24 protein-coding genes are annotated in these 24,940 nt (G+C 67.9%); 12 read left to right on the top strand and 12 right to left on the bottom strand.

Features of this window, described 5'->3' with window-relative positions:
- Positions 1-20 precede the first annotated feature (20 nt).
- Positions 21-239: a hypothetical protein gene (locus ABZ345_RS03165; RefSeq protein WP_359842403.1), complete on the bottom strand. Its 219-nt coding sequence runs from the start codon at positions 237-239 to the stop codon at positions 21-23.
- Between the two features lie 329 nt (positions 240-568).
- Between ABZ345_RS03165 and ABZ345_RS03160 the strand changes: the two genes are divergently transcribed.
- The 6 genes from ABZ345_RS03160 (at position 569) to ABZ345_RS03135 (ending at position 8,255) form a co-directional block, all read left to right on the top strand.
- Positions 569-1,381 (top strand): basic amino acid ABC transporter substrate-binding protein, encoded by an 813-nt coding sequence (locus ABZ345_RS03160; protein WP_359842401.1) that lies wholly within the window; start codon positions 569-571, stop codon positions 1,379-1,381.
- A gap of 77 nt (positions 1,382-1,458) precedes the next feature.
- Positions 1,459-2,256: an amino acid ABC transporter permease gene (locus tag ABZ345_RS03155; protein ID WP_359842399.1), complete on the top strand. Its 798-nt coding sequence runs from the start codon at positions 1,459-1,461 to the stop codon at positions 2,254-2,256.
- The gene (locus ABZ345_RS03150; RefSeq protein ID WP_359842397.1) at positions 2,253-3,020 is read left to right on the top strand and encodes an amino acid ABC transporter ATP-binding protein; all 768 of its coding nucleotides are present in this window, start codon (positions 2,253-2,255) and stop codon (positions 3,018-3,020) included. Before ABZ345_RS03155 ends, ABZ345_RS03150 begins: the two co-directional genes overlap by 4 nt.
- A gap of 4 nt (positions 3,021-3,024) precedes the next feature.
- Complete coding sequence (locus tag ABZ345_RS03145; RefSeq protein ID WP_359842395.1) at positions 3,025-5,133, top strand: hypothetical protein; 2,109 nt, start codon at positions 3,025-3,027, stop codon at positions 5,131-5,133.
- A 51-nt stretch (positions 5,134-5,184) separates the two neighbouring features.
- Positions 5,185-7,353 carry an NEW3 domain-containing protein gene (locus tag ABZ345_RS03140; protein WP_359842393.1) on the top strand — a complete coding sequence of 723 codons (2,169 nt, stop codon included), beginning with the start codon at positions 5,185-5,187 and terminating at the stop codon, positions 7,351-7,353.
- An 11-nt stretch (positions 7,354-7,364) separates the two neighbouring features.
- Positions 7,365-8,255 (top strand): ROK family protein, encoded by an 891-nt coding sequence (locus ABZ345_RS03135; RefSeq protein WP_359842392.1) that lies wholly within the window; start codon positions 7,365-7,367, stop codon positions 8,253-8,255.
- Here ABZ345_RS03135 and ABZ345_RS03130 read toward each other — a convergent pair.
- Positions 8,252-9,031, bottom strand: coding sequence for a 5-oxoprolinase subunit PxpA (locus ABZ345_RS03130; protein ID WP_359842391.1), 780 nt, complete (start codon positions 9,029-9,031; stop codon positions 8,252-8,254). The two genes, ABZ345_RS03135 and ABZ345_RS03130, sit on opposite strands and share 4 nt — an antisense overlap.
- Before the next feature lie 96 nt (positions 9,032-9,127).
- On the opposite strand from ABZ345_RS03130, the gene ABZ345_RS03125 reads away from it, so the two are divergent.
- The 5 genes from ABZ345_RS03125 (at position 9,128) to ABZ345_RS03105 (ending at position 13,972) form a co-directional block, all read left to right on the top strand.
- Positions 9,128-9,814: a GntR family transcriptional regulator gene (locus ABZ345_RS03125; RefSeq protein ID WP_359842389.1), complete on the top strand. Its 687-nt coding sequence runs from the start codon at positions 9,128-9,130 to the stop codon at positions 9,812-9,814.
- Positions 9,815-9,919: 105 nt separating this feature from the next.
- Positions 9,920-10,186, top strand: coding sequence for a DUF3311 domain-containing protein (locus ABZ345_RS03120; protein ID WP_359842387.1), 267 nt, complete (start codon positions 9,920-9,922; stop codon positions 10,184-10,186).
- Positions 10,186-11,820, top strand: a complete 1,635-nt coding sequence (gene mctP, locus ABZ345_RS03115) for a monocarboxylate uptake permease MctP (protein ID WP_359842385.1) — start codon at positions 10,186-10,188, stop codon at positions 11,818-11,820. Before ABZ345_RS03120 ends, mctP begins: the two co-directional genes overlap by 1 nt.
- Positions 11,821-11,891: 71 nt before the next feature.
- A complete protein-coding gene (locus ABZ345_RS03110) occupies positions 11,892-13,133 on the top strand; it encodes a hypothetical protein (RefSeq protein WP_359842383.1) in 1,242 nt (413 codons plus the stop codon).
- The gene (locus ABZ345_RS03105; protein ID WP_359842381.1) at positions 13,130-13,972 is read left to right on the top strand and encodes a septum formation family protein; all 843 of its coding nucleotides are present in this window, start codon (positions 13,130-13,132) and stop codon (positions 13,970-13,972) included. Before ABZ345_RS03110 ends, ABZ345_RS03105 begins: the two co-directional genes overlap by 4 nt.
- 294 nt (positions 13,973-14,266) lie before the next feature.
- Here ABZ345_RS03105 and ABZ345_RS03100 read toward each other — a convergent pair whose 3' ends face one another.
- The 3 genes from ABZ345_RS03100 to ABZ345_RS03090 form a co-directional block, all read right to left on the bottom strand.
- Positions 14,267-14,476, bottom strand: coding sequence for a hypothetical protein (locus ABZ345_RS03100; protein ID WP_359842379.1), 210 nt, complete (start codon positions 14,474-14,476; stop codon positions 14,267-14,269).
- 74 nt (positions 14,477-14,550) lie between these two features.
- Positions 14,551-16,362, bottom strand: coding sequence for a phosphoenolpyruvate carboxykinase (GTP) (locus ABZ345_RS03095; RefSeq protein WP_359842378.1), 1,812 nt, complete (start codon positions 16,360-16,362; stop codon positions 14,551-14,553).
- 314 nt (positions 16,363-16,676) lie between these two features.
- Entirely contained in the window at positions 16,677-17,363 is a 687-nt protein-coding gene (locus ABZ345_RS03090) for a hypothetical protein (protein WP_359842376.1), read from the bottom strand.
- A gap of 204 nt (positions 17,364-17,567) precedes the next feature.
- Between ABZ345_RS03090 and ABZ345_RS03085 the strand changes: the two genes are divergently transcribed.
- A complete protein-coding gene (locus tag ABZ345_RS03085) occupies positions 17,568-18,059 on the top strand; it encodes a hypothetical protein (RefSeq protein ID WP_359842374.1) in 492 nt (163 codons plus the stop codon).
- Here ABZ345_RS03085 and ABZ345_RS03080 read toward each other — a convergent pair.
- The 7 genes from ABZ345_RS03080 to ABZ345_RS03050 all read right to left on the bottom strand — a co-directional run bounded on the left by ABZ345_RS03080 (position 18,056) and on the right by ABZ345_RS03050 (position 24,905).
- Positions 18,056-18,619, bottom strand: a complete 564-nt coding sequence (locus ABZ345_RS03080) for a cupredoxin domain-containing protein (protein WP_359842372.1) — start codon at positions 18,617-18,619, stop codon at positions 18,056-18,058. The genes ABZ345_RS03085 and ABZ345_RS03080 overlap by 4 nt on opposite strands.
- Positions 18,619-19,491, bottom strand: coding sequence for a cupredoxin family copper-binding protein (locus ABZ345_RS03075; RefSeq protein WP_359842370.1), 873 nt, complete (start codon positions 19,489-19,491; stop codon positions 18,619-18,621). The genes ABZ345_RS03080 and ABZ345_RS03075 overlap by 1 nt, the downstream gene beginning before the upstream one ends.
- A 24-nt stretch (positions 19,492-19,515) precedes the next feature.
- The gene (locus tag ABZ345_RS03070; protein ID WP_359842368.1) at positions 19,516-20,400 is read right to left on the bottom strand and encodes a CopD family protein; all 885 of its coding nucleotides are present in this window, start codon (positions 20,398-20,400) and stop codon (positions 19,516-19,518) included.
- Positions 20,397-20,996 carry a hypothetical protein gene (locus ABZ345_RS03065; RefSeq protein WP_359842366.1) on the bottom strand — a complete coding sequence of 200 codons (600 nt, stop codon included), beginning with the start codon at positions 20,994-20,996 and terminating at the stop codon, positions 20,397-20,399. The genes ABZ345_RS03070 and ABZ345_RS03065 overlap by 4 nt, the downstream gene beginning before the upstream one ends.
- 227 nt (positions 20,997-21,223) lie before the next feature.
- Positions 21,224-23,044 (bottom strand): dynamin family protein, encoded by a 1,821-nt coding sequence (locus ABZ345_RS03060; protein WP_359842364.1) that lies wholly within the window; start codon positions 23,042-23,044, stop codon positions 21,224-21,226.
- Positions 23,041-23,406: a nucleotide exchange factor GrpE gene (gene grpE / locus ABZ345_RS03055; protein ID WP_359842362.1), complete on the bottom strand. Its 366-nt coding sequence runs from the start codon at positions 23,404-23,406 to the stop codon at positions 23,041-23,043. The genes ABZ345_RS03060 and grpE overlap by 4 nt, the downstream gene beginning before the upstream one ends.
- On the bottom strand, positions 23,403-24,905 hold the full coding sequence (locus ABZ345_RS03050; protein WP_359843093.1) for a dynamin family protein: 1,503 nt from the start codon (positions 24,903-24,905) through the stop codon (positions 23,403-23,405). The genes grpE and ABZ345_RS03050 overlap by 4 nt, the downstream gene beginning before the upstream one ends.
- Positions 24,906-24,940: the final 35 nt, after the last annotated feature.

Raw genomic sequence — 24,940 nt, 5'->3', positions numbered from 1 at the left:
AGAGATCTCAGCTCAACTACCTAGCAGCGGCCATGAGGCGCGCTCGCCCCGATGATGACGTTCGGCGGGCCCTCCGTGTACCAGTCCTTGCCCTGGATGCAGCGATCAGCAGACCCGCTGAAAGCGAAGTCGAGCGTGAACCACTGCGCCTGGTACGCACAGTTGATGACGTAGTGAATCTTGGTCGACGGGCTGACGTAGTACCCGCACGGTGGTCGGGAGCGTGCAACTGTCGCCATGATCAACGCCGGCACCTCAAGCCGCGCGCGCATCCTCAGCGCGGCTGGACGGCGCTGGTCGCGGGCCCGTTGACAGATCGTTCCCGGTGAACGGACCCTTCTGTGATCAAATTCTGATCAAGGCACGTCGCAAGTCGTCACCAATCGGGTGCAATACGTCAATACGTTGTGTGATCTAGCCCAATTCGCGCAACGATTTACGCCCAGAAGGCCGAAGTCACACAAAATTGTTGCGTTGACGTGGCCTGTAACACGCACGTGCTGTCCAGCACGTCACCCGAGTGGCAGTATCCCGTTCACTCGTCCGCAACAGTTACGAGGAGTGAGCAGTGGCTCGTCGAACCAGGCAGTTGATGGCCATGATCCCGGTGGTCGGGCTGGCCGTGATGGCAGCTTCGGGCTGCGCGACTCCCGTGAACCAGGGCTCGGGCAACTCAGGCGTCACGTTGGTGCAGAGCGGCAAGCTCGTCACCTGCACGCACCTGTCCTACAAGCCCTTCCAGTACAGCGAGGGCGACAAGACGGTCGGCTTCGACGTCGACCTCGTCAACCTGATCGCCAAGGACCTCGGCGTCGAGCAGACGATCTTCGACACGCCGTTCGAGACGATCACGTCGGGCACGTCGTTCAACGCGAACCAGTGCGACCTGGCCGCCGCGGGTATGACGATCACCGACGAGCGCAAGCAGGCGATCGACTTCTCCGACCCGTACTTCGACGCCGAGCAGGCGCTGCTGGTCAAGAAGGGCTCGAACCTGAAGACCCTCGCGGACCTCAAGGGCAAGAAGCTCGGCGTCCAGCAGGACACCACAGGTGAGAAGTACGCGAACGACAACGCGGCCGCCAACGGCTACACCGTCGTGCAGTTCGAGGACCTCCCGCTGTCGGAGACCGCCGTCCGCACCGGCGCCGTCGACGCCGTGATCAACGACAACGGCGTGCTCTACGACTACGTCAAGGAGTTCCCGGACACCGAGGTCACCACGGAGTTCCCGACGAACGAGAAGTACGGCATCGGCGTCAAGAAGGGCAACACCGCCCTGCTGACGAAGGTCAACGACGTGCTCAAGAAGGCCAAGTCCGACGGCGAGTACGACAAGATCTACGAGAAGTGGTTCGGCAAGAAGCCGACGTCCAAGTAGTCGCTTCTCCGGGGCCGGTGCCGCTACGTCGCGCCGGCCCCGCCGCTTGTCCGCACCACTCCTCGCTAGGAGCCTCAATGGCAATCTCAAGGCGCCAGCGGGCGCAGTACATCCGTTACGTGCAGTACGGCATCTTGGTCGTCGTGATCCTCCTGGTCGCCTTCCTGGCGGACTGGGGTCAGATCCAGCGCGCGTTCTTCAACGTGAACATCGCGAGCTCGATGTTCCCCAACGTGATCACCGTCGCGTTGAAGAACACCATCATCTACACCGCGCTCGGCTTCGGGTTCGGACTTCTGCTGGGCCTCGTGCTCGCGCTGATGAAGCTGTCGACGGTCGGCCCGTACCGCTGGATCGCGACCGTCTACATCGAGTTCTTCCGCGGTGTGCCCGCGCTGCTGGTGTTCATCGGCATCTACTACGGCGTGCCGATCGCGTTCCAGGTGCAGTTCCCGCCGCTGACCACGGTCATGCTGGCGCTCGGCGGCGTCGGTGCCGCCTACATGGCGGAGACGATCCGCGCCGGCATCCAGGCGGTGCCGAAGGGTCAGGTCGAGGCAGCCCGATCGCTGGGCATGTCGCAGGGCCGCGCCATGATCACGGTCGTGATCCCGCAGGCGTTCCGGATCATCCTGCCGCCGCTGACCAACGAGCTGATCCTGCTGACCAAGGACTCCTCGCTCATCTACATCCTCGGCCTGTTCCGCGAGCAGTACGAGCTGACGAAGTTCGGCCGGGAGACGCTGAGCCGCAGCCCGTCCCTGACGCCGATCCTCATCGCTGGCCTCTGCTACCTGATCATCACGTTGCCGCTCGGTTATCTGTCGCGGTACCTGGAACGCCGCACCGGCGGGAAGAAGGTGTCCGTCGTATGAGCGAGATCTGCGTCGAGATCACCGGGCTGAAGAAGTCGTTCGGCACGCTGGACGTGCTCAAGGGCATCGACCTGACCGTCAACCGCGGTGACGTGGTCTGCATCATCGGCCCGTCCGGTTCGGGCAAGTCGACGTTGCTGCGCTGCGTCAACCTGTTGGAGGAGCCGAACGACGGCAAGATCGTCGTCAACGACACCGAGCTGACCGATCCGGACGTCGACATCGACAGGGCCCGCACGAAGATCGGCATGGTCTTCCAGTCGTTCAACCTGTTCTCCCACCTCACCGTGCTGAACAACCTCACCGTGGCGCAGCGCAAGGTGCTCAAGCGCGGGGAGAAGGAGGCGCAGGAGATCGCGCTGCGCAACCTGGAGCGCGTGGGTCTGAGCGAGAAGGCCAACTCCATGCCGGCGCAGCTCTCCGGTGGCCAGCAGCAGCGCGCGGCGATCGCCCGTGCGCTGTCGATGGACCCCGAGGTGATGCTATTCGACGAGCCGACCTCGGCACTCGACCCGGAGCTCGTCGGTGACGTGCTCGGCGTGATGCGCCAGCTCGCCGACGAGGGCATGACGATGCTGGTCGTGACGCACGAGATGCAGTTCGCCCGCGAGGTCGCCGACAAGGTGATCTTCATGGACGGCGGCTACATCGTCGAGGAGGGCCCGGCGGCCGAGGTGATCGGCAACCCGCAGGAGGAGCGCACCCGCGAGTTCCTGGCCCGCGTGCTCGACCCGACGCACCACGGTCCGAGCGACCCGGTCTAGCCGCGTGGCGAGGGGGAGGGTCTCCGCGGCGGACGTGCTGCGGGGGCTGATGGGGGAGAACGACAACACAGGTGGTGGTGGGTGGAGGTTGCCGCGGCGCAGGCCGAGCACCCCGCCCGTCATCCGCGTGGTGGACCGCGTGGTCACCGATGTGCTCGACCTGCGCGCGGTCGAGGTGCCGTACGTGCTGGAGTTCGAGCGCTGCCAGTTCGAGGCGGCGCCTGACCTGCGGCAGGCGAACCTGGCCGGGATCTCGTTCACCGACTGCGACCTGCCCGGCCTGGAAGCGCGCAATCTCAGCAGCAGCAACGACGTCTCGCTGCTCAACTGCCGCATCTCCGACCTGGTCGACCTGACCGACGCCGAGATCGCGGGCTCGGTTCTGTTGCGGGACAGCAGGTTCAGCGTGCCGGGCGCGCTGTGCCTGCACGGCGACCGGCTGACGGTGGCGGGCGCGCTGCTCGCGTTCGGCATCCACACCGAGGGCGAGGTGCGGCTCGCGGGCGCGCGCATCGGCGGCAACGTCAACCTCGGCAACGCGGTGCTGGAGAACGCCGACGGCTTCACGTTGAACGGCAACGGCATGCAGGTCGGCGGCAACTTCCTCGGCGCGTTCACCTCGCACGGCGTGGTGTTCCTGGCCAACGCCCGGATCAGCTCGGCACTGTCGTTGCGCGGCGCGATGCTCTCGCGCGGCGACACCCTCGACGAGACCACCGATCCGCACGCCGACCCGTCCGTGACGTTGATCCTGGACCGCGTCGACGTGTCCGGTGACCTGGAGCTGGACCGCGGCTTCACCAGTGCGGGCACGGTCCGTGCTGTGAACGCGCGCATCGGCGGCACGTTGTCGCTGGCAGACGCGGTGCTCGACGCCGTGTCGCCGCCCGCAGTGGGCACCGACCCGACCGGCTCGGGCCGGGCGTTGCACGTCGACGGCGCGGAGATCGGTGGCGACATCGTCGGGCGCGGTATCCGGATCAAGGGCCAGCTGCGCATGGTCGACACGCACGTGCGCGGCAGCATCACGATCGAACGGGCCACTGTGGACAATCCCGCCGCGGACGCGCTGCTGACCAACCGCTCGCAGATCGGCAGCAACTTCGTCGTGCGCGAGTCGGAGATCGCCGGCGGTCTGGAGCTGCGCGGCATCACCGTCGGCGCGAACCTCGACCTGCGCGGCAGCCGCCTGATCAAGCCCGGCAAGTACCGGCACCAGCCGCGCGAGAAGCCGTCGCTCGACATCGGTGGCGCCACCATCGGCCGCGACCTCATCTGCGCGCGCGGCGAGAAGGAGTTCGTCGCGCACGGCGGCGTGCGGTGCCGTCGCGCGACGATCGGGCGCATGGCGAACTTCAACGGCGCGGTGCTCGGCTACAAGCTCGACAGCCACGCGTTGAACGGCATGGGCATGCAGGTCCAGGAGCTGATGCTCAACGTCGTGTCGCCGCCGAAGGGCCTGGTGACGTTGCGGCAGGCGCGCTGCACGTCGCTGGACGACAACGAGACCTTCTGGAACGCCACCGGTTTCATCGACCTCGACGACTTCCGCTACGACTCGCTGGCCTACCCGATCGACCTGCGCGACGACGCCCAGGTCCAGCAACGGCTGCGCTGGCTGCGGCAGGCCATGCGGCGCAGCTACCACCCCCGCCCGTACGACCAGTTCGCCGAGATGCTGACCGCGGCCGGCAACGAGGAGCACGCCTCGACCGTGCTGATCGAGAAGCAACGCCTGCGGTACAAGGCGGTCTCCGAGGGCATGCGGTTCTTCGGACCGCTGGTGCTGGTGTGGAGCTTCTTGCAGCGCTCGATGGTCGGTTACGGGTACCGGCCCGCCCGCGCGCTGGGGTGGCTGATCACGGCATGGGTCGTGGGCAGCATCTGGTTCCACTTCAAGGGACCGCTGGTCGAGATCAACGCCGACGACCACCTGCCGTGGAACGCGTGGCTCTACACGATCGACCTGGTGGTGCCGATCGTCGACTTCGGCAACAAGAACCGCTGGCAGACTCCGGGCGCCTCGCAGTGGATCGCGTCGGGGCTGATCGTGACGGGCTGGATCCTGGCCACCACCGTGGCCGCCGGTATGACCCGCATGCTCAAGCGATAACGCCACCATCGGGGTATTTCGCCCGGTGGTGAACGATGGTGCGATCGTTCGGTGATCTCCGCCGAGTCCACCGAGCTGTTCGTCGGTCCTCGGACTGCGCTGCTGCAGGTGGTGCGGGTGACCTCGCCCGCATTGGCCGGACCGGTGCACGCGCACGTGTCCGGGCCCGGCCTGCACTCGCCGCGGCACGGTGGATCCGCGATTGCCGGGCCGTTCGGGTACGAGGTCGCGGTCGACGTGTCCGAGCACTCCCCTGGCTCCGTCGTGCCTGCTCAGGCCGTCGTGCGGTCTGCCGCCGGCGAGGACTCCTGCACGTTCTCACTGGTCGTGGGCTCGCCGGGGTGGACCGTCCACCTCGTCGGGCAGGTGGCCGCGGACGCGCCGTTCGCGGTGCTGCGGGCGCATCTCGACCTGGCTCTGACCGATCCCGCCTATCGGTTCGCGGTGACGTCCATCGAGCTGCTGCAGCCCTACTGGGACACGTTTCCGCAGCATCGGTCGTTGCTGCTGCGGCTGATCTCCGAGGGACGGGTCGAGGTCGTCGGTTCTGAGTCCAATGTGGTCGGTGTGACGCCGTTGCTCTCGTCGCTGCCTTCCGGTCCCGCGTTGGCGGCTTCGTCGTTGGGAGAGGCCGAACGGGCGGTCTACTCGCGGTTCCTGGCGTCGCGGTCCGCTGCCTCCTCGCAGCACGTGATGCTGCCGGTCGGACCACCGCGATCCATGCCTTCGCCCTGGATGACGGCGATCCACCACGACTGGAGCAAGCGCTACACGTGGCCGCGGATCATCTGCTCGTTGCCGCGTGACTACTACGTTCGCGGGTCTGTGCCGGTGCCGCCTCCGCCGCTCGACGACTCACCTGCCGCGGTGTTCGCGTCGCACGCTTCCCAGCTGACCGGGGCGGTGTTCCCCGATGCTGCGCTGGCACGGGCTGCCGCGGCGCATCCTCGGGAGGCTTTCGACCTGCGCTCGGACGTCGTCTCGCGGTCGTTGGCGGCCTTGACGTCCACTGTGGACTCTTCGGTGGTCGTCTGGAACGCGTCGAGCGTGCCGTGCACCGATGTTGTGTCCGTGCACTTGCCCGCTGCTCGGAACGTGCACGCTGCTTTCGACGGCGAACCCTTGCCGACGTTGGTCGACGGCGCCGCGGTGACGTTCCTGGCACGTGACGTTCCGGCCGTCGGCTGGCGGACTTACGCGTTGGTCGAGGACACCGTCGACCACGGGTGGAAACGCGGATTCGGCAACGAGATCGCGTCCACTCACTACGTCCTGTCGTACGACCCGATCGCGTCTTTGGCCGCTGTGGACGGGCCCGCGCTGGAGGCTCCTCGGCTGACCGGCCCGGTTTCCGTGTGGCACAGCGAAGTCGGCGAGAAGATGGCCGGGTCGTCGACCTTCACGTTGTGGCACGAGGTCGACCATCTCGGGCCTTCCTCGCTGGTGGGCGTGCTGGGCTCCCGGTCGCCCTCGGCCGGCTCGTTGCCCTCCGTGGCCGCACGGTTGTCGGTGGCCGGACCATCACTCGGGCCGGTGTCGCCCGCTGTCACGCCGGTATTCGCGCGGTACTGGCTGCACGAGTCCGCGCCGCTGGGCGGTCTCGCCGCGAACGTGCGCCTGGAGGTGCTCGGCCCGGCTCGGCTGCGGGTGGTCGCGATGTCGGACGGTCCGGACTTCGAGGGCGTCGTCCGGTTGGTGCTGCCCGACGGGTGGTCCGCGTCCTGGGACTCGCTGCCGGTGTCGTTGCCCGCCGGTGGGTACGTGACGGCCGAGGTGCGCCTGGAGGCACCGCGAACACCCGGCTGCTACCCGGTGCGGGCGATCTTGGCGGGCCTGCCGTTCGAGGTCTACGACGTCGTGTTGCTGACCGTGCCGGAATGGGACTCCGAGGATCCCGTCGAAGTGCTGTGGGTGGCTTCTTCGCCCTCCGCGGTGTCGGTGACTCCCGGCTCTTCGGCGACGCTTCGGGTGGTGCTGGCCTCCAGCGCGCACGGCGACCTGCCGGTGCAGGCTCGGGTGTTGTCGCCACGTGAGTCGTGGGAGCTGGTCGGGCCGTTCTGCGTCGGCGGCGTGGTGCCTGGTCAGGGCCGTCTTGCGCTGGACTTCACGGTCTCGGCGCCGGTGTGGGCCGAGCCCGGCTCGTGGCCGGCGGTCGTCCGGGTGGCCGTCGGCGAACTGGTCAGGACCACTGCGGTGATCCGCCTCGAAGTCGCTGGTTAGCATGGATCACCGTGACTGATCTGGTGCTGGCACTGGACTTCGGCGGCACCAAGATCGCTGCTGCTCTGGTGGACCCCTCCGGCCTCGTGGTGCGGTCGTCGCGGGTGCCCACGCCTGCCGTCGATCCCTGGGACTCGGTGGTGTCCGTGGTGAAGTCGGTGGTGCAGGACACCGCGGTGCTGGGCGTCGGCATCGCCTCGGCCGGACCGGTGGACTCACTGGCCGGCACGGTTTCGCCGATCAACGTGCCGTCCTGGCAGGCCTTCCCGCTGCGGTCGGCGATGTCGTCGTTGTTCCCCGGCGTACCGGTCGAGCTGGCCGGCGACGGCGTGTGCATGGCGTTGGGCGAGCACCGGAGCGGGGCCGGGCAGGGCAGCACGTTCATGGTCGGGCTGGTCGTGTCGACCGGGGTCGGCGGTGGGCTGGTGCTCGACGGGCGGCCGTTCGGCGGGCGGACCGGGAATGCCGGGCACATCGGTCACGTCGTGGTCGAACCCGGCGGCGATCTCTGCACCTGTGGTGGGCGCGGGTGCGTCGAGACCGTGGCCGGTGGGCCGCGGATGGTGGCCTGGGCCCGGCGTGCCGGGTGGCAGGCGCCTGACGACGCGGATGCCGCTCTGCTGGCCGCCGCGGCTCTGGCCGGGGAGGAGATTCCGCTGGAGGCGTTCGAACGGGCTGGTCAGGCCGTCGGGATGGCCATCGCCGGTGCCGCCGCGGTGTGCGACCTGGACCTCGCGGTCATCGGCGGTGGGGTGGCTCAGGCCGGAGAGCTGCTGTTCGAGCCGGTCCGGCGGACGTTGAAGACGCACGCCGGGTTGTCGTACCTGGCCGGGCTGGAGGTCCGGGCGGCTCAGCTCGGCGGAGAGGCCGGACTCGTGGGAGCCGCGGCCCTCGTCCGTTAGACCGCCTGGCGAGTGTGCCGCAGCGGCGACTCCACTCGTCCGACCGCGACGCCCGCCGACTCCAGGGCCGCGCGGACGGTTCTGGCGATCTCCACGGCGTTGGGAGTGTCGCCGTGGACGCAGATGGAGTCCGCCTGGATGCGCACCGGACGTCCGCTGACGCTGCGGACCCAGCCCTCGGTCGCGAGCTGGACGCACCTCGCGGCGATCTCGGCCGGGTCGCGCAGCACCGCACCGGGTTCGCCGCGGGGGACCAGCGTTCCCGCGGAGGTGTAGGCGCGGTCGGCGAACGCTTCGTGCCACACCCGCAGTCCCGCCACCGAGGCGCGCTTCAGCCAGACGGCGCCGGGTGGACCGAGCACCGCGAGAGCCGGATCGAACAGGCGGACCGCGTCCACGACCGCGTCCGCCTGGGCCTCGTGACGGACCAGGGCGTTGTAGAGCGCCCCGTGCGGCTTCACGTACGACATCCGCGTGCCGGCCGCGCGTGCGAAGGCCGCCAACGCCCCCAGTTGTGCCAGCACCTCGTTGGTCAGCGTGTCCGGCGCGACGTCGATGAACCTGCGCCCGAACCCCGCCAGGTCCCGATATCCGACGTGCGCTCCCACCGCCACCCCGGCCGAGGCCGCGAGCGCACACACCTCACGCATCGTGTCAGCGTCACCGGCGTGGTAGCCGCACGCGACGTTTGCGCTGGTCACGACCGACAGAAGGGCACGGTCGTCGCCCAACGTCCAGTGGCCGAAGCCCTCACCGAGATCCGCGTTCAGGTCCATGGCCACCCCTCCGACACGCCCGTTTTGTGGGATCGTAGGATTGTTGAACGATTTGACGATACTGCAATCGAACGATCCTGCAAATAGACTTGGCAGGTGACCGAGACGTGGGTGTCGACGCTGGCGCAGGGCAAGGCCGATCTGGAGCGCGCGAGCACCGCGCAGAAGGTCGCGGACATGCTGCGTGAACGGGTGCTCGACGGCGAGCTCGCGCCGGGCCTGCGACTGAGCGAGGAAGCCATCGGCGGCGCCCTGGGCGTCAGCCGCAACACGCTCAGGGAGGCGTTCAGGCTGCTCACCCGCGACCGGCTGCTGGTGCACGAGCACAGCCGCGGGGTGTTCGTCCGCAGGCCGACCGGTGACGACGTGCGCGACCTTTACGCCGCCCGCCGCGTGATCGAGTGCGGCGCGCTGAGGTTGTGGAACGACGTCACCGAGGCGCAGCGCGAGGCCGTGCGGACGCCGGTCCGCCAAGCCGTCGCCAGGGCCGAGAAGAACGACTGGACCAAAGCGGGCCAGGCGAACATCCAGTTCCACCGCAGGATCGTCGGGCTCGTGGGCAGCACTCGGCTCAGCGACGAGTCCGACCGGCTGTTCGCCGAGCTCATGCTCGCCTTCCGGGTGGCGCAGGAGATCAACGACTTCTACCAGACGTACGTCCCGTGGAATCGCAGGATCGTAGAATTGTTGAACAACGGCGAGGTTCTCGAGGCGGTCAGCCAGCTCGGGGACTACTTCGACGCCGCCGAAGAGGACCTCGTCGGCCGCCTGGACGCCGAATAGTCCAAAGGGAACGTTAAGCGGAGTGCAACGATTCCGATCTCAAAGCTGACGGCACGTCTCATCAGGCCTAACATCCGCGCAACACCGCGTACACGGAGGGCCACCATGCCGTCGGATCACAAGACCGGCTTGCGCTGGAGCAACTGGAACCTGCTGCTGATACTTCCGCTGCTCATGCTCATCACGCCGTGGTTCAACATGGACGAGCCCCGACTCTTCGGGCTGCCGTTCTTCTACTGGTTCCAGTTCGCGTTCGTACCGCTCGGCGTCCTGTGCGTCGGCCTGGTCTACGTGAAGACCAAGGACGAGCCGGTCGTCACCGGCAAGCCGGACAAGCTCGGCGTCGAGGACCTGGACGAGGGAGCGAACTGATGCAGTGGACCGAGCTGATCGTTTTCAGCGTCCTCTTCCTGCTCGTCACGGTCATGGGGTTCGTGGCGGCCAAGTGGCAGAAGGGCGACACCCTCGAGCACCTCGACGAGTGGGGCCTCGGCGGCCGCAAGTTCGGCAGTTGGATCACGTGGTTCCTGGTCGGCGGGGACCTCTACACCGCCTACACGTTCGTGGCGGTGCCGGCGCTGATGTTCGGCGCGGGCGCCACGGGCTTCTTCGCGTTGCCGTACACGGTGATCCTGTACCCGATCGTGTTCCTGCCGCTGGTGCGGATGTGGTCGGTCAGCCGCGTACACGGGTACGTGACGCCGGCGGACTTCGTGAAGGGCCGCTACGGCTCGCACTGGCTGGCGCTGCTGATCGCCATCACCGGCATCGTCGCGACCATGCCGTACATCGCGCTGCAGCTGGTGGGCCTCGAGGCGGTGCTGCGGAGCATGGGCCTCAACGGTTCCGGCATCCTCGGCCACCTGCCGCTGTTCGTCGCGTTCGTGATCCTCGCGCTCTACACCTACCAGTCGGGTCTGCGGGCGCCGGCGCTGATCGCGTTCGTCAAGGACATCCTGATCTACATCGTCATCCTCGTGGCGATCGTCTACCTGCCGTCGAAGTTCGGCGGCTGGGGCGAGATCTTCAACGACGCGCAGGCCAAGTTCGACGCGACGCCGGCCAAGACCGACGGCATCCTGCTCAACAGCAACAACCAGCTGCAGTACGCCACGCTGGCACTGGGCAGCGCGCTCGCGTTGTTCATCTACCCGCACTCGCTGACCGGCATCCTGGCCAGCCGCGGCCGCAACGTCATCAAGCGCAACATGGTCGCGCTGCCGGCGTACTCGCTGGTGCTGGGCCTGCTGGCGCTGCTCGGCTACGTCGCGATCAGCGCGGGCACCAAGCCGATCGTCAACCAGGCGACCGGCCGTCCCGACACGAACACGATCGTGCCGGAGCTGTTCGGGCACAACTTCCCGAGCTGGTTCGCGGGCATCGCGTTCGCGGCCATCGGCATCGGCGCGCTGGTGCCGGCGGCGATCATGTCGATCGCGGCGGCGAACCTGTGGACGCGCAACGTCTACAAGGAGTACATCAAGAAGCACGCCACCCCGGCGGAGGAAGCCAAGCAGGCCAAGCTCGCCTCGCTGGTAGTGAAGTTCGGCGCGGTGGCGTTCATCGTGTTCGTCGACCCGCAGTTCTCCATCGACCTGCAGCTCATCGGTGGCGTCATGATCCTGCAGACGCTGCCGGCGGTCGCGATCGCGCTGTACACGCGTTGGTTCCACGTGTGGGGCCTGGTCGGCGGCTGGATCGCGGGCATGGGCTACGGCATGTGGCTGCTCTACAACATCGGCAACCCCGCCGTCGGCAAGGCGCACTTCGCCGGCTCGGCGCTGCCGCTCAGCAAGGTCTCGCTGCTCGGCTGGCACCCGTTCGGCAACTCGGCCATGACGATCTACGTCGGCATCGTCGCGCTGGTGGTCAACCTGCTGGTCGCGGTGATCGTCACGCTGATCGCCAAGCGGGCCAAGGTCTTCAACGGCACGGACCAGACCGACCCGTCCGACTACCACGTCGACGAGGACAACCCTCGGGTGAAGCCGGTGGCTGCCCACTGAGACGCAGCAGTTAACGGTAGGGGCCACCCGTCGGTTTCGACGGGTGGCCCTCTTCCGTTGAGATGGACGGCGTGAAAATCATCGCCGGACTCGTCATCGCGGCAGGCCTCGCGGTCGTGCCGGGCATCGCCCACGCCCAGGACGCCCCCTGCTACGACCCCTCCACCGGGCTGACCGTCGAGGAACAGCGGCTCGACGACACACTCGTGGCCGGTGGTCCCGCCGTCGGTCCCGCGCTCGTGAAGCTCGCCGGGTTCGACGGCCGCGTCACCGAGTTCACCTCGAAGCTCTGCCGCCAGGTCGTGCCGAAGCAGGCGCAGCAGTTCGTGGAACGCGAAGGCAACGCGCTGTGGAAGGCCGCGGTGGCCCGTGCGCAGAGCACCAAACCGTTGGCACACGACGCTTACGACGACCGTCCGCTCTACTGGGCCCGTCTGCAGCTCTCCACGGCGTTGCGCCAGTGGAAGCCGCGGTTCGCGTTGTCGGTGCACGACCGGGCGAAGCTGATCCAGCAGTTCGACTGGGCCTCGCGCGGCTTGAGCGACTCGGCGTTTCCGTCGAAGCCCGGCGTGCGCAAGATCGCGGTGACCGGCTTCGACCCGTTCCAGCTCACCGGAACCAACGTGCGGCGCGCCAACCCGGCAGGTGCGGCGGCACTGCAGCTCGACGGCCGCGAGATCACCACGCCTCAGGGCAAGGTCGTGCTGCAGGCCGCCGTTCTTCCGGTGCTGTGGGGCGGGTTCGACGAGGGGATCGTCGAGCAGTTCTACGGATCCGCGCTGGAGCAGAAGCCCGACGCGTTCGTGACGATCAGCCAGGGACGGCCCGGAAAGTTCGACATCGAGCGGTGGGCGGCGCGCTGGCGTGGCGGATCGGCTGACAACAACAACGTCGGCTCGTACGGCAGCGTCCCCGATGCCGGTGGCTGGCCGCAGCCGTCCACCGAGTTCATCGAGACGTCGCTGCCATTCCAGAAGATGATCGACGCGGGCACCGGGCCGTTCCCCGTGGTGCTGAACCGGAGCTTCTGCGAGTGGATCGTCGTCGGCTCGCAGCAGGACTGCCGCACCGATGACCCGACGCCGGGCCGTGTCGCGGCCGTTGGTGGTGGCGGGAACTACCTCTCGAACGAGAGCATGTACCGGGCCAACCGCGTGCGAATCGGTTACGGCGCAACGAATGTCCTCGGTGGACACCTCCACACGCCGGTGCTCGGCCAGCCGGCGGACCCGGCCGCGCTGACGGACGCAGCGTTCGAAAAACAGCGTCGGGACATCGCCGATCAGGTCAAGGCCCTAGTCTCTGTGGTGTGACTCGTGTGCGGCTGGCGGTGGCAATCATCCTGAGCGCGTTTGCTCTGAGCAGCTGCGCCATCCAGGTCGGAGGTCAGGCCGTTCCCGGTCCGATGCCGTCCACCGCCGCCGCGGACGCGCCGACGCTGCCCAAGGCCGGGCAGTGCATGAACTCCTCGGAGCTCAAGCCGGTCGACTGCTCCGCGAGCCACGACGCCGAGGTCATGAACGTCGGAGAGATGAGCGGGCTCCCGTCGGGCTACCCGGACACGCAGGCGCTGCGCAAGACCGCCTTGCCGCCGTGCTACGCCGCGATCAACGACCACCTGGGCAGCGCGGACGCCGGTGCGACCCGCCTGCAGGTGTGGGCGTTCTGGCCGAACGAGGCGAGCTGGAAGAAGAACGAGCGCTGGCGGCTGTGCACCGTCGTCGAGCTCACCCCCGACGGAAAAGCGCTGCCCCGCAAGGGTTCGTTGAAGGACGCGCTCAAGGGCGCGAGCTTCAACACCTACCAGATCTGCCTCGGCGGTTCGCCGTCGAAGGACCCGGACGTGAAGCCGACGGCGTGCAACGGCGCGCACATGGCCGAGGCCGTGCCGGGTGGCATCGTGTCGCTGGGCAAGTACCAGGACCCCACGCCGTCCAAGGACCAGATGAGCGCCCTCGCCAAGGACAAGTGCACCAAGGCCGTGCACGACTACCTGGGTTCGGACAAGCGCACGGACGTGTTCCCGGCGTGGCGCATGCCCGGATCCCAGGGTTGGTCAGAGGGTTGGACTTACGCCATCTGCTACGCCGAGGCTCCCAAGGCCTTCAACGGCACGCTCCTCGGCATCCGCGACAACCCGCTCCCGAACTGATCCGGCGATCACGACCATCAGCACGGCGGCCAGGGACAGCACCAGCATCGCGATTCCTGCGATCCCCACGGCACACCTCCCTCTCCTCCGTTGACGATCTTGGTGATCGCCGTCACACAAGTAAGACGTTCCCGGAGTGAGGCAGGTTCATTCCTGTGTCAAGACCATTTTCGGAAGTTGTGGAGAAGTGCCGGAGCAGTCCCCAGGGCTGTCCACAGCTATCCACAACATGTGCACAGAGCCGTCCACACCTGTGGACAACTTCGTCTCAAATGGACGGTGAGCTGCACTGACTCAGAGAAAATTGCTGCACAGGACCACACCGGCGGCGGTACCGATGGCTAAACCGAGGACGAACACGAGCGTGTAGCGCCACCACCGCGTGCGGGCAGGCGGGGCGGGCGGCACCGGGTAGTAGCGCACGATGCCCGTCGTGGGACCGACCTCGACATCGCGCTTCGTGCGGTCGTAGTGGAGTCCGCCGAGGAAGTCGTCCTGCGTCACACCACTAGTAGTACCTCAAAAAGGTGACCCACCGGTCGCCGTTGACCGGTGGGTCACCAAACACCTCAGAAGAGTCAGCCGAGGCGCTGCTTCAGGGCCGCCAGCTGGTCGCGCAGCGTGGTCGGAACCTTCTCGCCGATCTTCGCGAACCACTCCTCGACCAGCGGGATCTCGGCACGCCACTCGTCGGCGTTGAACTCGAGCGAGGCCTCGATGTCCTCACGCGACGCGTCCAGGCCCTCGAGGTCCAGGTCGTCCGCGGTCGGCACGTAGCCGATCGGGGTCTCCTGCGCGGCGGCCTTGCCCTCGATGCGCTCGATGGCCCACTTCAGCACGCGCGAGTTCTCGCCGAATCCCGGCCACAGGAAGCGCTTGTCCTCGCCGCGGCGGAACCAGTTGACGTAGAAGATCTTCGGCAGCTTGTCGGCGTCGGCGCGCTTGCCGAGGTCGACCCAGTGCTGGAAGTAGTCACCGGCGTTGTAGCCGATGAACGGCAGCATCGCCATCGGGTCGCGGCGCACGACTCCGGTCTTGCCGACCGCGGCGGCCGTCGTCTCGGACGAGAGCGTGGCGCCCATGTAGGTGCCGTGCTCCCAGTCGCGGGACTCGGTCACCAGCGGGATGGTCGTGGCGCGGCGGCCGCCGAAGAAGATCGCCGAGATCGGGACGCCGTTGGGGTCCTCCCACTCCGGCGCCTTGATGTCGCACTGCTCGATCGGCGTGCAGTAGCGCGAGTTCGGGTGCGACGACAGCTCCTCGCTGTCGGGCGTCCAGTCCTGGTGCTTCCACGAGGTGAGGTGGGCCGGGGGCTCGCCCATGCCCTCCCACCAGATGTCGCCGTCGTCGGTCAGCGCGACGTTCGTGAACAGCGAGTTGCCCTTGGCGATGGTGCGCATCGCGTTCGGGTTGGTGTGGTAGTCCGTGCCGGGCGCGACGCCGAAGAAGCCGTTCTCCGGGTTCACCGCGTAGAGGCGGCCGTCCTCACCGAAGCGCATCCAGGCGATGTCGTCGCCGAGCGTCTCGACCTTCCAGCCGGGGATGGTCGGCTCGAGCATGGCGAGGTTCGTCTTGCCACAGGCCGACGGGAACGCGGCGGCGATGTAGTACGCCTTGTTCTCCGGCGAGGTGAGCTTGAGGATCAGCATGTGCTCGGCGAGCCAGCCCTCGTCGCGCGCCATGACGCTCGCGATGCGCAGGGAGTAGCACTTCTTGCCGAGCAGGGCGTTGCCGCCGTAGCCGGAGCCGAAGCTCCAGATCTCGCGGGTCTCCGGGAAGTGCGAGATGTACTTGGTGTCGTTGCACGGCCACTGCACGTCCTGCTGGCCGGGCTCGAGCGGTGCGCCGAGCGAGTGCAGCGCGGGGACGAAGTCCGCGTCCTCACCGAAGACGGCGAGAGCCTTGCTGCCCATGCGGGTCATGATGTGCATCGAGACGACGACGTACTCCGAGTCCGTGATCTCGACGCCCAGCATCGGCTTCTCCGCGTCGAGCGGGCCCATGCAGAACGGGATCACGTACATCGTGCGGCCACGCATGCAGCCCCGGTAGAGCTCGGTCATGATGGCCTTCATCTCGGAAGGGTCCATCCAGTTGTTCGTGGCGCCCGAGTCCTCCTCGCGCACGGAGCAGATGTAGGTCTGCTCCTCGACGCGCGCGACGTCGGTCGGGTCCGAGGCAGCCCAGAAGGAGTTCTGCTTCTTCTTCAGCGGAACGAACGTGCCGGCGTCGACGAGCTTCTGCGTGAGACGGTCCCATTCGCCCTGGGACCCGTCCGCCCAAACAACCTCATCGGGGCAGGTCAGCTCTGCGACTTCCTGAACCCATGCGAGCAAGCGCGCGTGGTTGGTAGGTGCGTGTTCGAGACCGGGAATGGTCACTGCCGTCATCTCGTCTCGTCTCCTGACTGAACGCCTCGGCTGCCCGAGGACGCGTGGGTCGTCCGGTGTGGGGACTTCGTCGTCCTCAGGAATAGCTCCAGACGCCCGGTGGGGCCGGGCGTGCGTGGAAGGGGATGGATCGAGGTTAGCCCGGTGAATGGCAGGTAAAGCACCCCCAGCCTGTCGGTTCCCTCACAAAACCGATTCTGGAATCGATTCAGCACTCGGACGGCGTTAAGGCGCGCTTGAGGTGGGAAAAACACAAGAGGCCCCGGTGCGGTTCTCACCACACCGGGGCCTGTGACCTGCGTTTCAGTCGGATGTCAGTTCGGGCTGATCCACTGCCCGGTGGTGGAATCGATTCGGACGACCCCGTCGAACCGTTCTTCCTCGAGCCAGTCGTCCGAGTCGTCCAGAATGCCGCTCTTGGAGTCGGTCACGTACCGGCCGTCGGCCTCGATGTGCCCGTGCTCGACCTCGACCCAGTCGTCACCGCGGTGTTCCGACATCGTGACCTCGCCCGATCGTGTGATCTCGGTCGCCACGTCGGCCCGTCCGTCGCCGTTCTTGTCGGTGAACAGCCAGGTGTCCCCGTCGTCGTCGCGCACGACGGCGGTGTCGGCCTTGCCGTCGCCGTCGGTGTCCTCAGTCGCCTGGCCGACCTTTCGATCGCCTTCGTCGGTGTCCACGACAATCGTCTGCTGAGGCGCGGAATTCGTCTTTTGTTGCGTTGAGTCGTTCGGGTCGACGGCGACCCACTCGCCGGAATTCTCCTCGAACCGAGCCTGGCTCAGGAGATTGCCGTCCTTGTCGAACGTGCTCATCAGATCGGCGTCGCCGTCGCCGTTCGTGTCGGTGAACGCGAGATGACCACCGTCATCGGTCTCGACGACGGCGGAGTCGTTCACGCCGTCGTGGTCGAGGTCGAAGGTGACGTCGGCGGTGTACTCCTCATCCTCGACGGTGACCTTCAGCTCGGCGTCGGCCGCACCGTTCTCGTCGATGTACACCGGGGACACACCTCCTACCGCTCATGTACCGGTATGACCCACGTTATGCCGGTTCGGTTCCCCCGCCAACCGTGTGACCCGCTCGGAGGTCGATCTCGCTCTGGTCGACGGCGGCGTCGAGGGCAGCGCGGAAGGAGCCATTCGCGCCGCAACGAACGCGGTGAGTTCGAGCGTCTGAGTGGCGACATCGAACTGGGGGTTCGCATGACGCCGCCGTCCACTGCGCGCAGACGTGCTCGGATCGCTCTCACGACCACCCTCGTGGCATGTGCCGCACTGGCCGTGGTGGCTGGGCTCCAGCACACGGTCGCCGGCATCTTCCTGGTCTTCTGTTCCGCGAACATCCTGTTCAACGTGCCGTTGCTGGCGAAGGGCGGTGCACTCCGGCTGACCGACGAGCACCTGACGGGCGCAACGGTGAGCGGGGCGCGAACTGTCGACCTGCGGCGACTCGTGCGGGTCCGGCGGTTTCGCATGCCCGTCGGCTCCTGGGATCTCCGCATGGTCGAACTGGTCGACGCGGACGGTGTCCGCCTGATCGTCAGCGAACGGACCCGCGACTGCGAGGTGAGGCCGGTGCTGGAGGCCCACCTCGCCGGCGCGACCACCGTCAACCGCGGCTGGTCGTACCTGGCCGGGCTGCTGGTCGTGGCGCCTCCTGCGCTGATCGCCCTGGCGGTGCACGCGATGACCTAGGCGCGGTCCGGACGGGAGCCGATCGCCAGGAGGCACAGCGTCGTGACCGCGGCCACCAGGCCTGCGAGGAGCAGCATCGGGGGCAGGACCGGCGACGACGCGGGAGGTGCCGCGACGGCCGACGGGGTGGTGCTCGGTGCTGTGGTCTCGGGTGTTGACGTGGCGACCGGTGTCGTCTGCGCGGGTTGCTGGACGACAGGCTGCGGCACCGGTGGTGGCGGGGCCGCCGTCGTCTCCTGGGCGAGGACGACGATCTGCGCCTGCATGTCCGGATGCACTGAGCAGACGTAGTCGAAAGTGCCCGGTTGGGTCAACGTGAAGCTCCACGACTGCCCCTGGGCGAGCATCGGCGAGCGGAACGTGCCGCCCGCGACGTCGTGCGCCGCCTCGTCCTGGTTCGTCCACGTGACGACGTCACCCACGCGCACGGTCATCGTGGCCGGCACGTAGGCGTACCGCGCGATCGGGATCTGGTGCGTCTCGGCGGCGGCCGCCGTGCTGACGGCGAAGGTCAGCACGGCGAACGCGGCCAGGACAACGCCGGCCAGGCCGCGCTTCATCAGCAGGTCGCCTGGTTGAACACGGGGTCGAGCATCTGTTCCAGCAGCACGGTGTGCGCCTTGACGTAGTTGTCGAACGCCAGCGCGTCCTGCACCTGCTGCAACGGCGACGTCTCCAGGTGGGCCGACTTCAGGTGTGCGATGAACGGCGCCAGCGCGTCACGGTCGAGCGACGAACTGAGCACCGGATCGAGCATCTGTTCCAGGAGAACGGTGTGCGCCTTGATGTAGTTGTCGAACGCGAGCGCGTCCTGTGTCTGCTGCAGCAGCGACGTCTCCAAGTGCGCGGACTTCACGTGCGCGATGAACGGCGCCAGTGCTTCCTTCTTGACGCAGTCCGGCGTGCCGGTGGGCGGCGCGGTCGTGGGGTGGGTGGTCGGGTGACTGGTGGGCGGCGTCGTGGTCGGTGACGTCGTCGTGGTGGGTGGGGTGGTGGTCGGCGGTGTGGTGGTGGGCGGCGTCGTGCTGCCGTTGACCGTGACCGATGCCTTCATGTCCGGGTGGATCGAGCAGTAGTACGAGTACGTGCCGGACTTGGTGAACGTGAAGGTGTAGGTCTGCCCCTGCTGCAGGTTGGGCGAGGTGAACTTCTCCGGCCCGTCCGTCACGACCACGTTGTGGGGAGCGGTGTCGTGGTTCGTCCACGTGACCGTGTCGCCGACGTTGATCGTCAGCGAGGCCGGCTGGAACGCGTAGCCCATGATCTCGACGCTGGTCGCCTGCTGAGCGGTCTGCGCGGTCTCGCCCTGCTGCGCGGCGAGATCGACGCCGACCGGTGCCGCCTGGCCGGAGCCGACCAGGTTCAGGCAGAACGCTGTTCCTGCTATGCCGAGTGCCGCCACCAGAACGGCGAATCGGTTTCCCTTGTCCACTGAGGACTTCCTTTCCATTGCGGATCAGCGACCTGGACTGGTCGTGACGAGGAAGGCGGCCACCCCGAGCACGGCGACGGCGAGAACCGCCTCGGCGGCGACCGAGAGCGCGAGCGTCCGGGTGGTCGCGGCGACGCGCAGCCGCCGGTCCACCCATGTCTTGCTCGCGAATCCGAGGACCAACAGCACGGCGAACAGGACGAGCTTGGCCAGCAGGAGTCGCCCGTAGCCGGTGTGCAGCAACGCGTCCAGCGAGCCGACGAGCTGCCACGCCAGCAGCGCCCCCATTGCCGTGAGCACCGCGACGGACCCGACCGCGAGCCGTGAGTACCGCGGCAGCACCGCCGCCAGCACGTCCCGATCACGGGCGGGCAGGACCGCCAGCAGCAGCACCAACAGGCCTCCGACCCAGAGGCAGACCACGAGCAGATGCGCGAACACGACCGCCTGACTCCAGCCGGGCAGGTCGAGGACGTGGCCGGTCATCCCGTTGGTGCGCAACAACCCCAGCGACACCGCCCCGGCACCGACGCGCCACGGCAGCGACCGTGCGGCCCTCGCTCCTCGCCTGGTCAGGTCGGCGACCACGACGAGCGCGAGCAGCCAGAGCAACGCGCGGGCGAACCACACCCGCCCGAACGGGGAGTCGAACAGCGGCACCAGCACCGACGGGTCGAGCGCGGCGGACGGCGGCCGCCCGGCGACCCAGGCTGCGTTGAGGCAGAGGCCCGCGACCGTGCCCGCGAACCCGCACATCCAGCCGAACCCGATCAGTCGCCTGCTTCGGCCGCTCTCCGCACCATCCGGCCAGAGGAATGCGAGGAAAGCCATTCCGCCGATGAGGAGCGTCGTACCGAGGTAGTCGAACGCCCTCGCGAACTGGAACCACGACCTCGCCGCCTCGCTCATGGCGTGCCCAGCAGCGCGGTGACCTCGTCGGTCTTCTCGTCCAGGACGAGCGAACACGTCGTGCCCAGCAGGTCGTCGAGCAGCTTGACCGGATCGCCGAGCAGCTTCAGGGGATCGCCGAGCAGCGGCAGCGTCACGAGGGACAGTCGCTCGGCCTTCTTCGTCCCGTCCGGAAGTTCGGACACGATCGGCAGGTCGTCGGGCGATGACAGCAGCCCGAGCGAGCGCAGCAACTTCGTGATCGCGCCGGCGTCACAGGGCTTGCCGGGCGGAGTCGGCGTGGTCGGTGGCGTCGTGGTCGGAGGCCTCGTCGTGGTCGGAGGCGTGCTCGGGTGTGGATGCTCAGGCGCCGGAACGTGCGGCCCCGCAGGTTGATGAGCGACCGGGGCGGGGTTGTGCGCCACCGGCTGCGGCACGTTGTTCGCCGGCTGATGTGTCTGCACGGGTGACGTCGTCGTCGACGTCGCCGGTGGTTTCGGCTGGCTGACCGCGTTCTGCGACTGAGGGACACGCCCGAGGCCCGACGCGAACCCGAGCACGACGACGACGGTGCCCACGAGGGACGCCGCCACCACCTGGTCTCGCTGCAGCTTCATGCTTCAAAAGCGAATCAGTGCCGAATGAACCGGCATTCCCAATTCGTGACGAGGCGGTGAACTAGCATTCGCCTCAAATGTTTTGTACCAGTGCATGTTCGGACACACGCACTTAAATTTCCCCGACAACAGCGCCCTGAACAGGCAAAATGAGCAACACTCAATTAAGTTTGAACGATCTCACCGGTGACCCGTAACCTGCGTGCGGACCGCTCGTTGATGGTCTTTCAGGCCCTGTCGCGAACGGAGCGAATTCGTCCCAGCAGTTCCTCGGACTTCGCACGCCCCGACTCCACCTCGGCCAGCTGACGCGTCACGGACTGCAGTTCGCGGCCCCGTTCCCCCGCCTCCATGCGCAGCGCCTTGTCGACCTCGCGCAGTTCGGCCTCGATCGCCTCGATCCGCTTGGCCAGGGCCTCGTCCAACGCCAGGGACAACGCCTGCTCGGCCTCGATGAGCTGCTCGGCCGCCAGTTGGTCCACTGTGGAGCGTGCGTCGGCGATGGCGTCGGAGAGCCACTGCTTGACGTGCTGCTTTTCGGCGGTGTGCGTGCGGGTGCGGGCCATCCACCACCCCGCGCCGAGGCCCAGGACGATGGTCACCGGGAGGACGATCGGGTTCAGGACGGCGATGCCCAGGCCCGCCAGAGGCATGACGGCCAGCTTGCCGGCGCCCAGACCGCCGGAGACGCCCATGAACACCAGGAGCTTGTCCTCGGCCGTGGGTGGGCGCTTCTCCTTGGGGCGCAGGATGACCGGGGGTTGCTCGCCGCGTGCGAACTGGCCGCGGATCAGCGTCAGTTCCTCGGCGCTGAACAGGGTCGTCAGGACGGCGTCGGTCACGTGGGCCAGGCGGACGGACAGCGCCGTGTTGATGCGGCCCGAGACGACCTGCAGTGCCGTGTCGACCTGCTGGGGCAGTGACGCCAGCGCGGTCCGGTCGGCCGAGTCGATGGCCTGGCGGTACCAGGTCTGCAGGTCTCGCATCTGGCGGGAGATCTCGTGGGAGTTCTCGACGCGGGCGCGCTGGATCTCGCCTCGCAGGCGGACCTGCCAGCCACGGGTCGAGGAGCGGCGTTCGGTCTGCAGTTCCTCGCGGCGGGCGCGCAGCACTGCAGCTTCGTCTTCGCCGACGGACAGAGCGCGCTTCTCGTGCTCGAGGCGGATCACCAGCTCGTCGAGGACTGTCGAGAGAGCGCGCAGGGCATTGGCTTCGGCCAGCATTCCGGCGCGACCGGCCACCAGTTCCTGCAACGAGGTCTGCAGGGAGCCGATGCCGGAGCGTTCGCGCAGCATGGCGGCGGCGTCCGGGTTCGGGGCCTGGGAGGCCATCTCGAACATGCGCGACGACACCGGGTGGAAGACGGCGTCGGCGAAGCGCGGGGCGTGCTCGGCCAGCAAGGCCTTGTCCGCGTCCAGCACCTGGCGCCAGCCGCGGTACTGGTCGGTCTTGGTCAGGGCGAAGACGACGGTTTCGACGCGGTCGCCCACGCGCTTGAGGAAGTCCAGCTCGCCGCGGGTGAACGGCGAGGAGGCGTCCACGACGAAGACCAGCGCGGTGGCGGACGTGACGGCTTCCAGGGCCAGTTCGCCGTGCACCGACTCCAGGCCGCCGACGCCGGGAGTGTCCACAACGGACATGCGTTCCAGCAACGGGATCGGGGCGTCGACCTCGACGTAGCGCGGCGGTAGCTCACCGGCGGGCAGCTCGTGGGCCGCGGAGACCCAGTTGATCAGTGCGGGCAGCGGGAACGTCACGGGGGCGAGCAGGCCCGGGTAGCAGGCGCGGGAGGCCCACGACGAGCCGTGCTGGAACACCAGGTACGTGGAGGTGGCCACGTCGGCGTCGACCGGGGAGAGACCCGGAGTGGCCAGCAGGGCGTTGACCAGGGAGGACTTGCCGCGGTTCGTCTCGCCGACGATCACGACCGACGAGACCTCCGGCGTCGCGCGACGAGACACCCAGTCGGCCATGGACGGGTCCAGTTCGCGCACGAGAGAGGTGAGGCGTTCGCGCGTCTGACGGACGGTCTGCGGAAGTGTGCTCATCGGGCCGTGTAGACCGTCACGATCGGAGCCCGCAGGACGCGGCCGCGGTCGCGGAAGCCGGGTACCTCGGTCTCGGCGACCAGGCCCTGCAGGGCGCTGTCGTCCGTGGGCGTGGTGCCGCCGGCTTCGTGCAGGGACGGGTCGAAGCGTTCACCGTCGGCGCGGACGGCCACGACTCCTATGGCCAAGAGGCCTTCCTCGATGCGCGCGACCACGCCAGCACTGGCGCGGTCCAGCGCGTACAGGCACAGCTGGACCAGCGCACGGCGTTCGGCCAGCGCCTGGTCGAGCAGCTCGTCGGCAATGGTCTCCACACCGTCGTCCGACGCCAGACCGGTGGGATCGGTTCCACTCACGCTCATCGGTGCCCCCCAGCACGTAGTTGCTGCCAGATGAGGAAATACGCCCTGTGGACGACGTGCGCCACTCGGGCTTGTGCCGGAGTCGCGCCGAAGGAGGCGAACGAGCGCCACCAACCAGCGCGTTCCAGCGAGAACGCGATCAGCTCCGGCAGCGGTCGGCCCCTCAGTCCCAGCTGACCGGGCACGTCAGGGGTGCTGCCGACGCGCAGCACTTCCTCCGTCAGATCCGGTGCCAGCGAGACCGCGCCGGACGCCACCAGCGTCAGCGCCTCCAGCAGCCGCAGCTGGTGGGCTTCCGGACGAGCCAGCAGCACCTCGATCGCGTCGTGCACGCGCTGCCGTTCGCCGGGTTCGCCCGAGGCCAGCGACGTGACGGACGCCAGCGCGGCCGCCGCCTTGATGCCGTCGGCCCGCGCCCGGAACACCGACTCGAGCCGTCCGCGAACCGCGGCGAACCCGGAAGCGTCGAACAGCACTCGCCTCAGCGCACCGGCGGGCAGCGACGGTTCGGCGTCCAGTGCCGTCAGCGCGCGGCCGATGCCGTACAGGTCGAGCTTCTCCAGCAACCGCGACCGCACGCCCGCCGGGACGTCGCACTCCCACGACGTGAAGAGGTCTCCGGACATCAGCATCATCGTGCGGGTGTCCGCGTCGAGTGCCGCGAGCTGCCGCAACGCCTCCGCGTCGGCCGAGGTGAACTCGCCGGTCTCCGCTGATTCGGCGAGCAGGCTGATCACCGGCAGCACGTCGGCGACCCGCGGTTTGAGCAGAACGGCCTGCTTCGACGCCAGGATCTCCGCGGCTCGCCACACGTCACCGTCGGAGCCCTCCACGGTTTCCGGGGCCACGGCGTCGACCTTGTTCAACGCGGCGATGGCGTTCACGGGCCCGGCCTCGCGAGAAGCGGTCGCGGCGGTGAACGCGGCCAGCGTCGAGTGATCGTCCGCCCGCACGCCCTGCGTCACGACGTAGAGAACCGCCTCGGCACCCGCCACGGCGTTGCGGGATACGGGATCCAGCAGTTCCTCGGTGCGCGCGACCGACGCGGCGTCCAGCGACCCCAGGCCAGGGGTGTCGATGACGGTGAAGTCGCGCAGAACGGCGTTCGTCAGGTACGCCTCGATGTGCGAAACGCCGTCCACGCCAAGAGAAGCGGGGATCATGCCGTTGGCGTCGAACGGCAGCACCTGCCGCTTTCCGTCCCGCAGCACCACTTCGATGCGGTCGACCGTTCCGTACTGATAGCGCGTCACGAGCCGCGTGCACTCACCGACGTCGGTCGGCGCCACCCGGCGTCCGATCAACGCGTTGACCAGCGTCGACTTGCCGGACTTGATCCGGCCGGCCACCGCGACCTGCAGCGGGGCGTGCAGTCGCCGCAGCACCTCCTGGAACCCGGCGGCGGTCCGCGGGGAAACCTGAGGTTGCAAGGCAACACACAAATTGGCCACCGCCGCGCACAGCGGACCGGCCAGTTGTTGTCCCTGCAACGCCGTCACGAGCACTGATCGTGCCACGGTTTGTACGCGTGCGT

The sequence above is a fragment of the Lentzea sp. NPDC005914 genome (genome assembly GCF_040629405.1).
GTDB lineage: Bacteria > Actinomycetota > Actinomycetes > Mycobacteriales > Pseudonocardiaceae > Lentzea.
This window is presented reverse-complemented; position numbering and strand designations above follow the sequence as displayed.

Excerpts from the sequence above, each read along its gene's own strand:
- ABZ345_RS03165 (WP_359842403.1), bottom strand. The coding sequence starts at position 239 with ATGGCGACAGTTGCACGCTCCCGACCACCGTGCGGGTACTACGTCAGC.
- ABZ345_RS03155 (WP_359842399.1), top strand. The coding sequence starts at position 1,459 with ATGGCAATCTCAAGGCGCCAGCGGGCGCAGTACATCCGTTACGTGCAG.
- ABZ345_RS03150 (WP_359842397.1), top strand. The coding sequence starts at position 2,253 with ATGAGCGAGATCTGCGTCGAGATCACCGGGCTGAAGAAGTCGTTCGGC.
- ABZ345_RS03130 (WP_359842391.1), bottom strand. The coding sequence starts at position 9,031 with ATGGACCTGAACGCGGATCTCGGTGAGGGCTTCGGCCACTGGACGTTG.
- ABZ345_RS03120 (WP_359842387.1), top strand. The coding sequence starts at position 9,920 with ATGCCGTCGGATCACAAGACCGGCTTGCGCTGGAGCAACTGGAACCTG.
- mctP (WP_359842385.1), top strand. The coding sequence starts at position 10,186 with ATGCAGTGGACCGAGCTGATCGTTTTCAGCGTCCTCTTCCTGCTCGTC.
- ABZ345_RS03095 (WP_359842378.1), bottom strand. The coding sequence starts at position 16,362 with ATGACGGCAGTGACCATTCCCGGTCTCGAACACGCACCTACCAACCAC.
- ABZ345_RS03085 (WP_359842374.1), top strand. The coding sequence starts at position 17,568 with ATGACGCCGCCGTCCACTGCGCGCAGACGTGCTCGGATCGCTCTCACG.
- ABZ345_RS03080 (WP_359842372.1), bottom strand. The coding sequence starts at position 18,619 with ATGAAGCGCGGCCTGGCCGGCGTTGTCCTGGCCGCGTTCGCCGTGCTG.
- ABZ345_RS03070 (WP_359842368.1), bottom strand. The coding sequence starts at position 20,400 with ATGAGCGAGGCGGCGAGGTCGTGGTTCCAGTTCGCGAGGGCGTTCGAC.
- ABZ345_RS03065 (WP_359842366.1), bottom strand. The coding sequence starts at position 20,996 with ATGAAGCTGCAGCGAGACCAGGTGGTGGCGGCGTCCCTCGTGGGCACC.
- ABZ345_RS03060 (WP_359842364.1), bottom strand. The coding sequence starts at position 23,044 with ATGAGCACACTTCCGCAGACCGTCCGTCAGACGCGCGAACGCCTCACC.
- grpE (WP_359842362.1), bottom strand. The coding sequence starts at position 23,406 with ATGAGCGTGAGTGGAACCGATCCCACCGGTCTGGCGTCGGACGACGGT.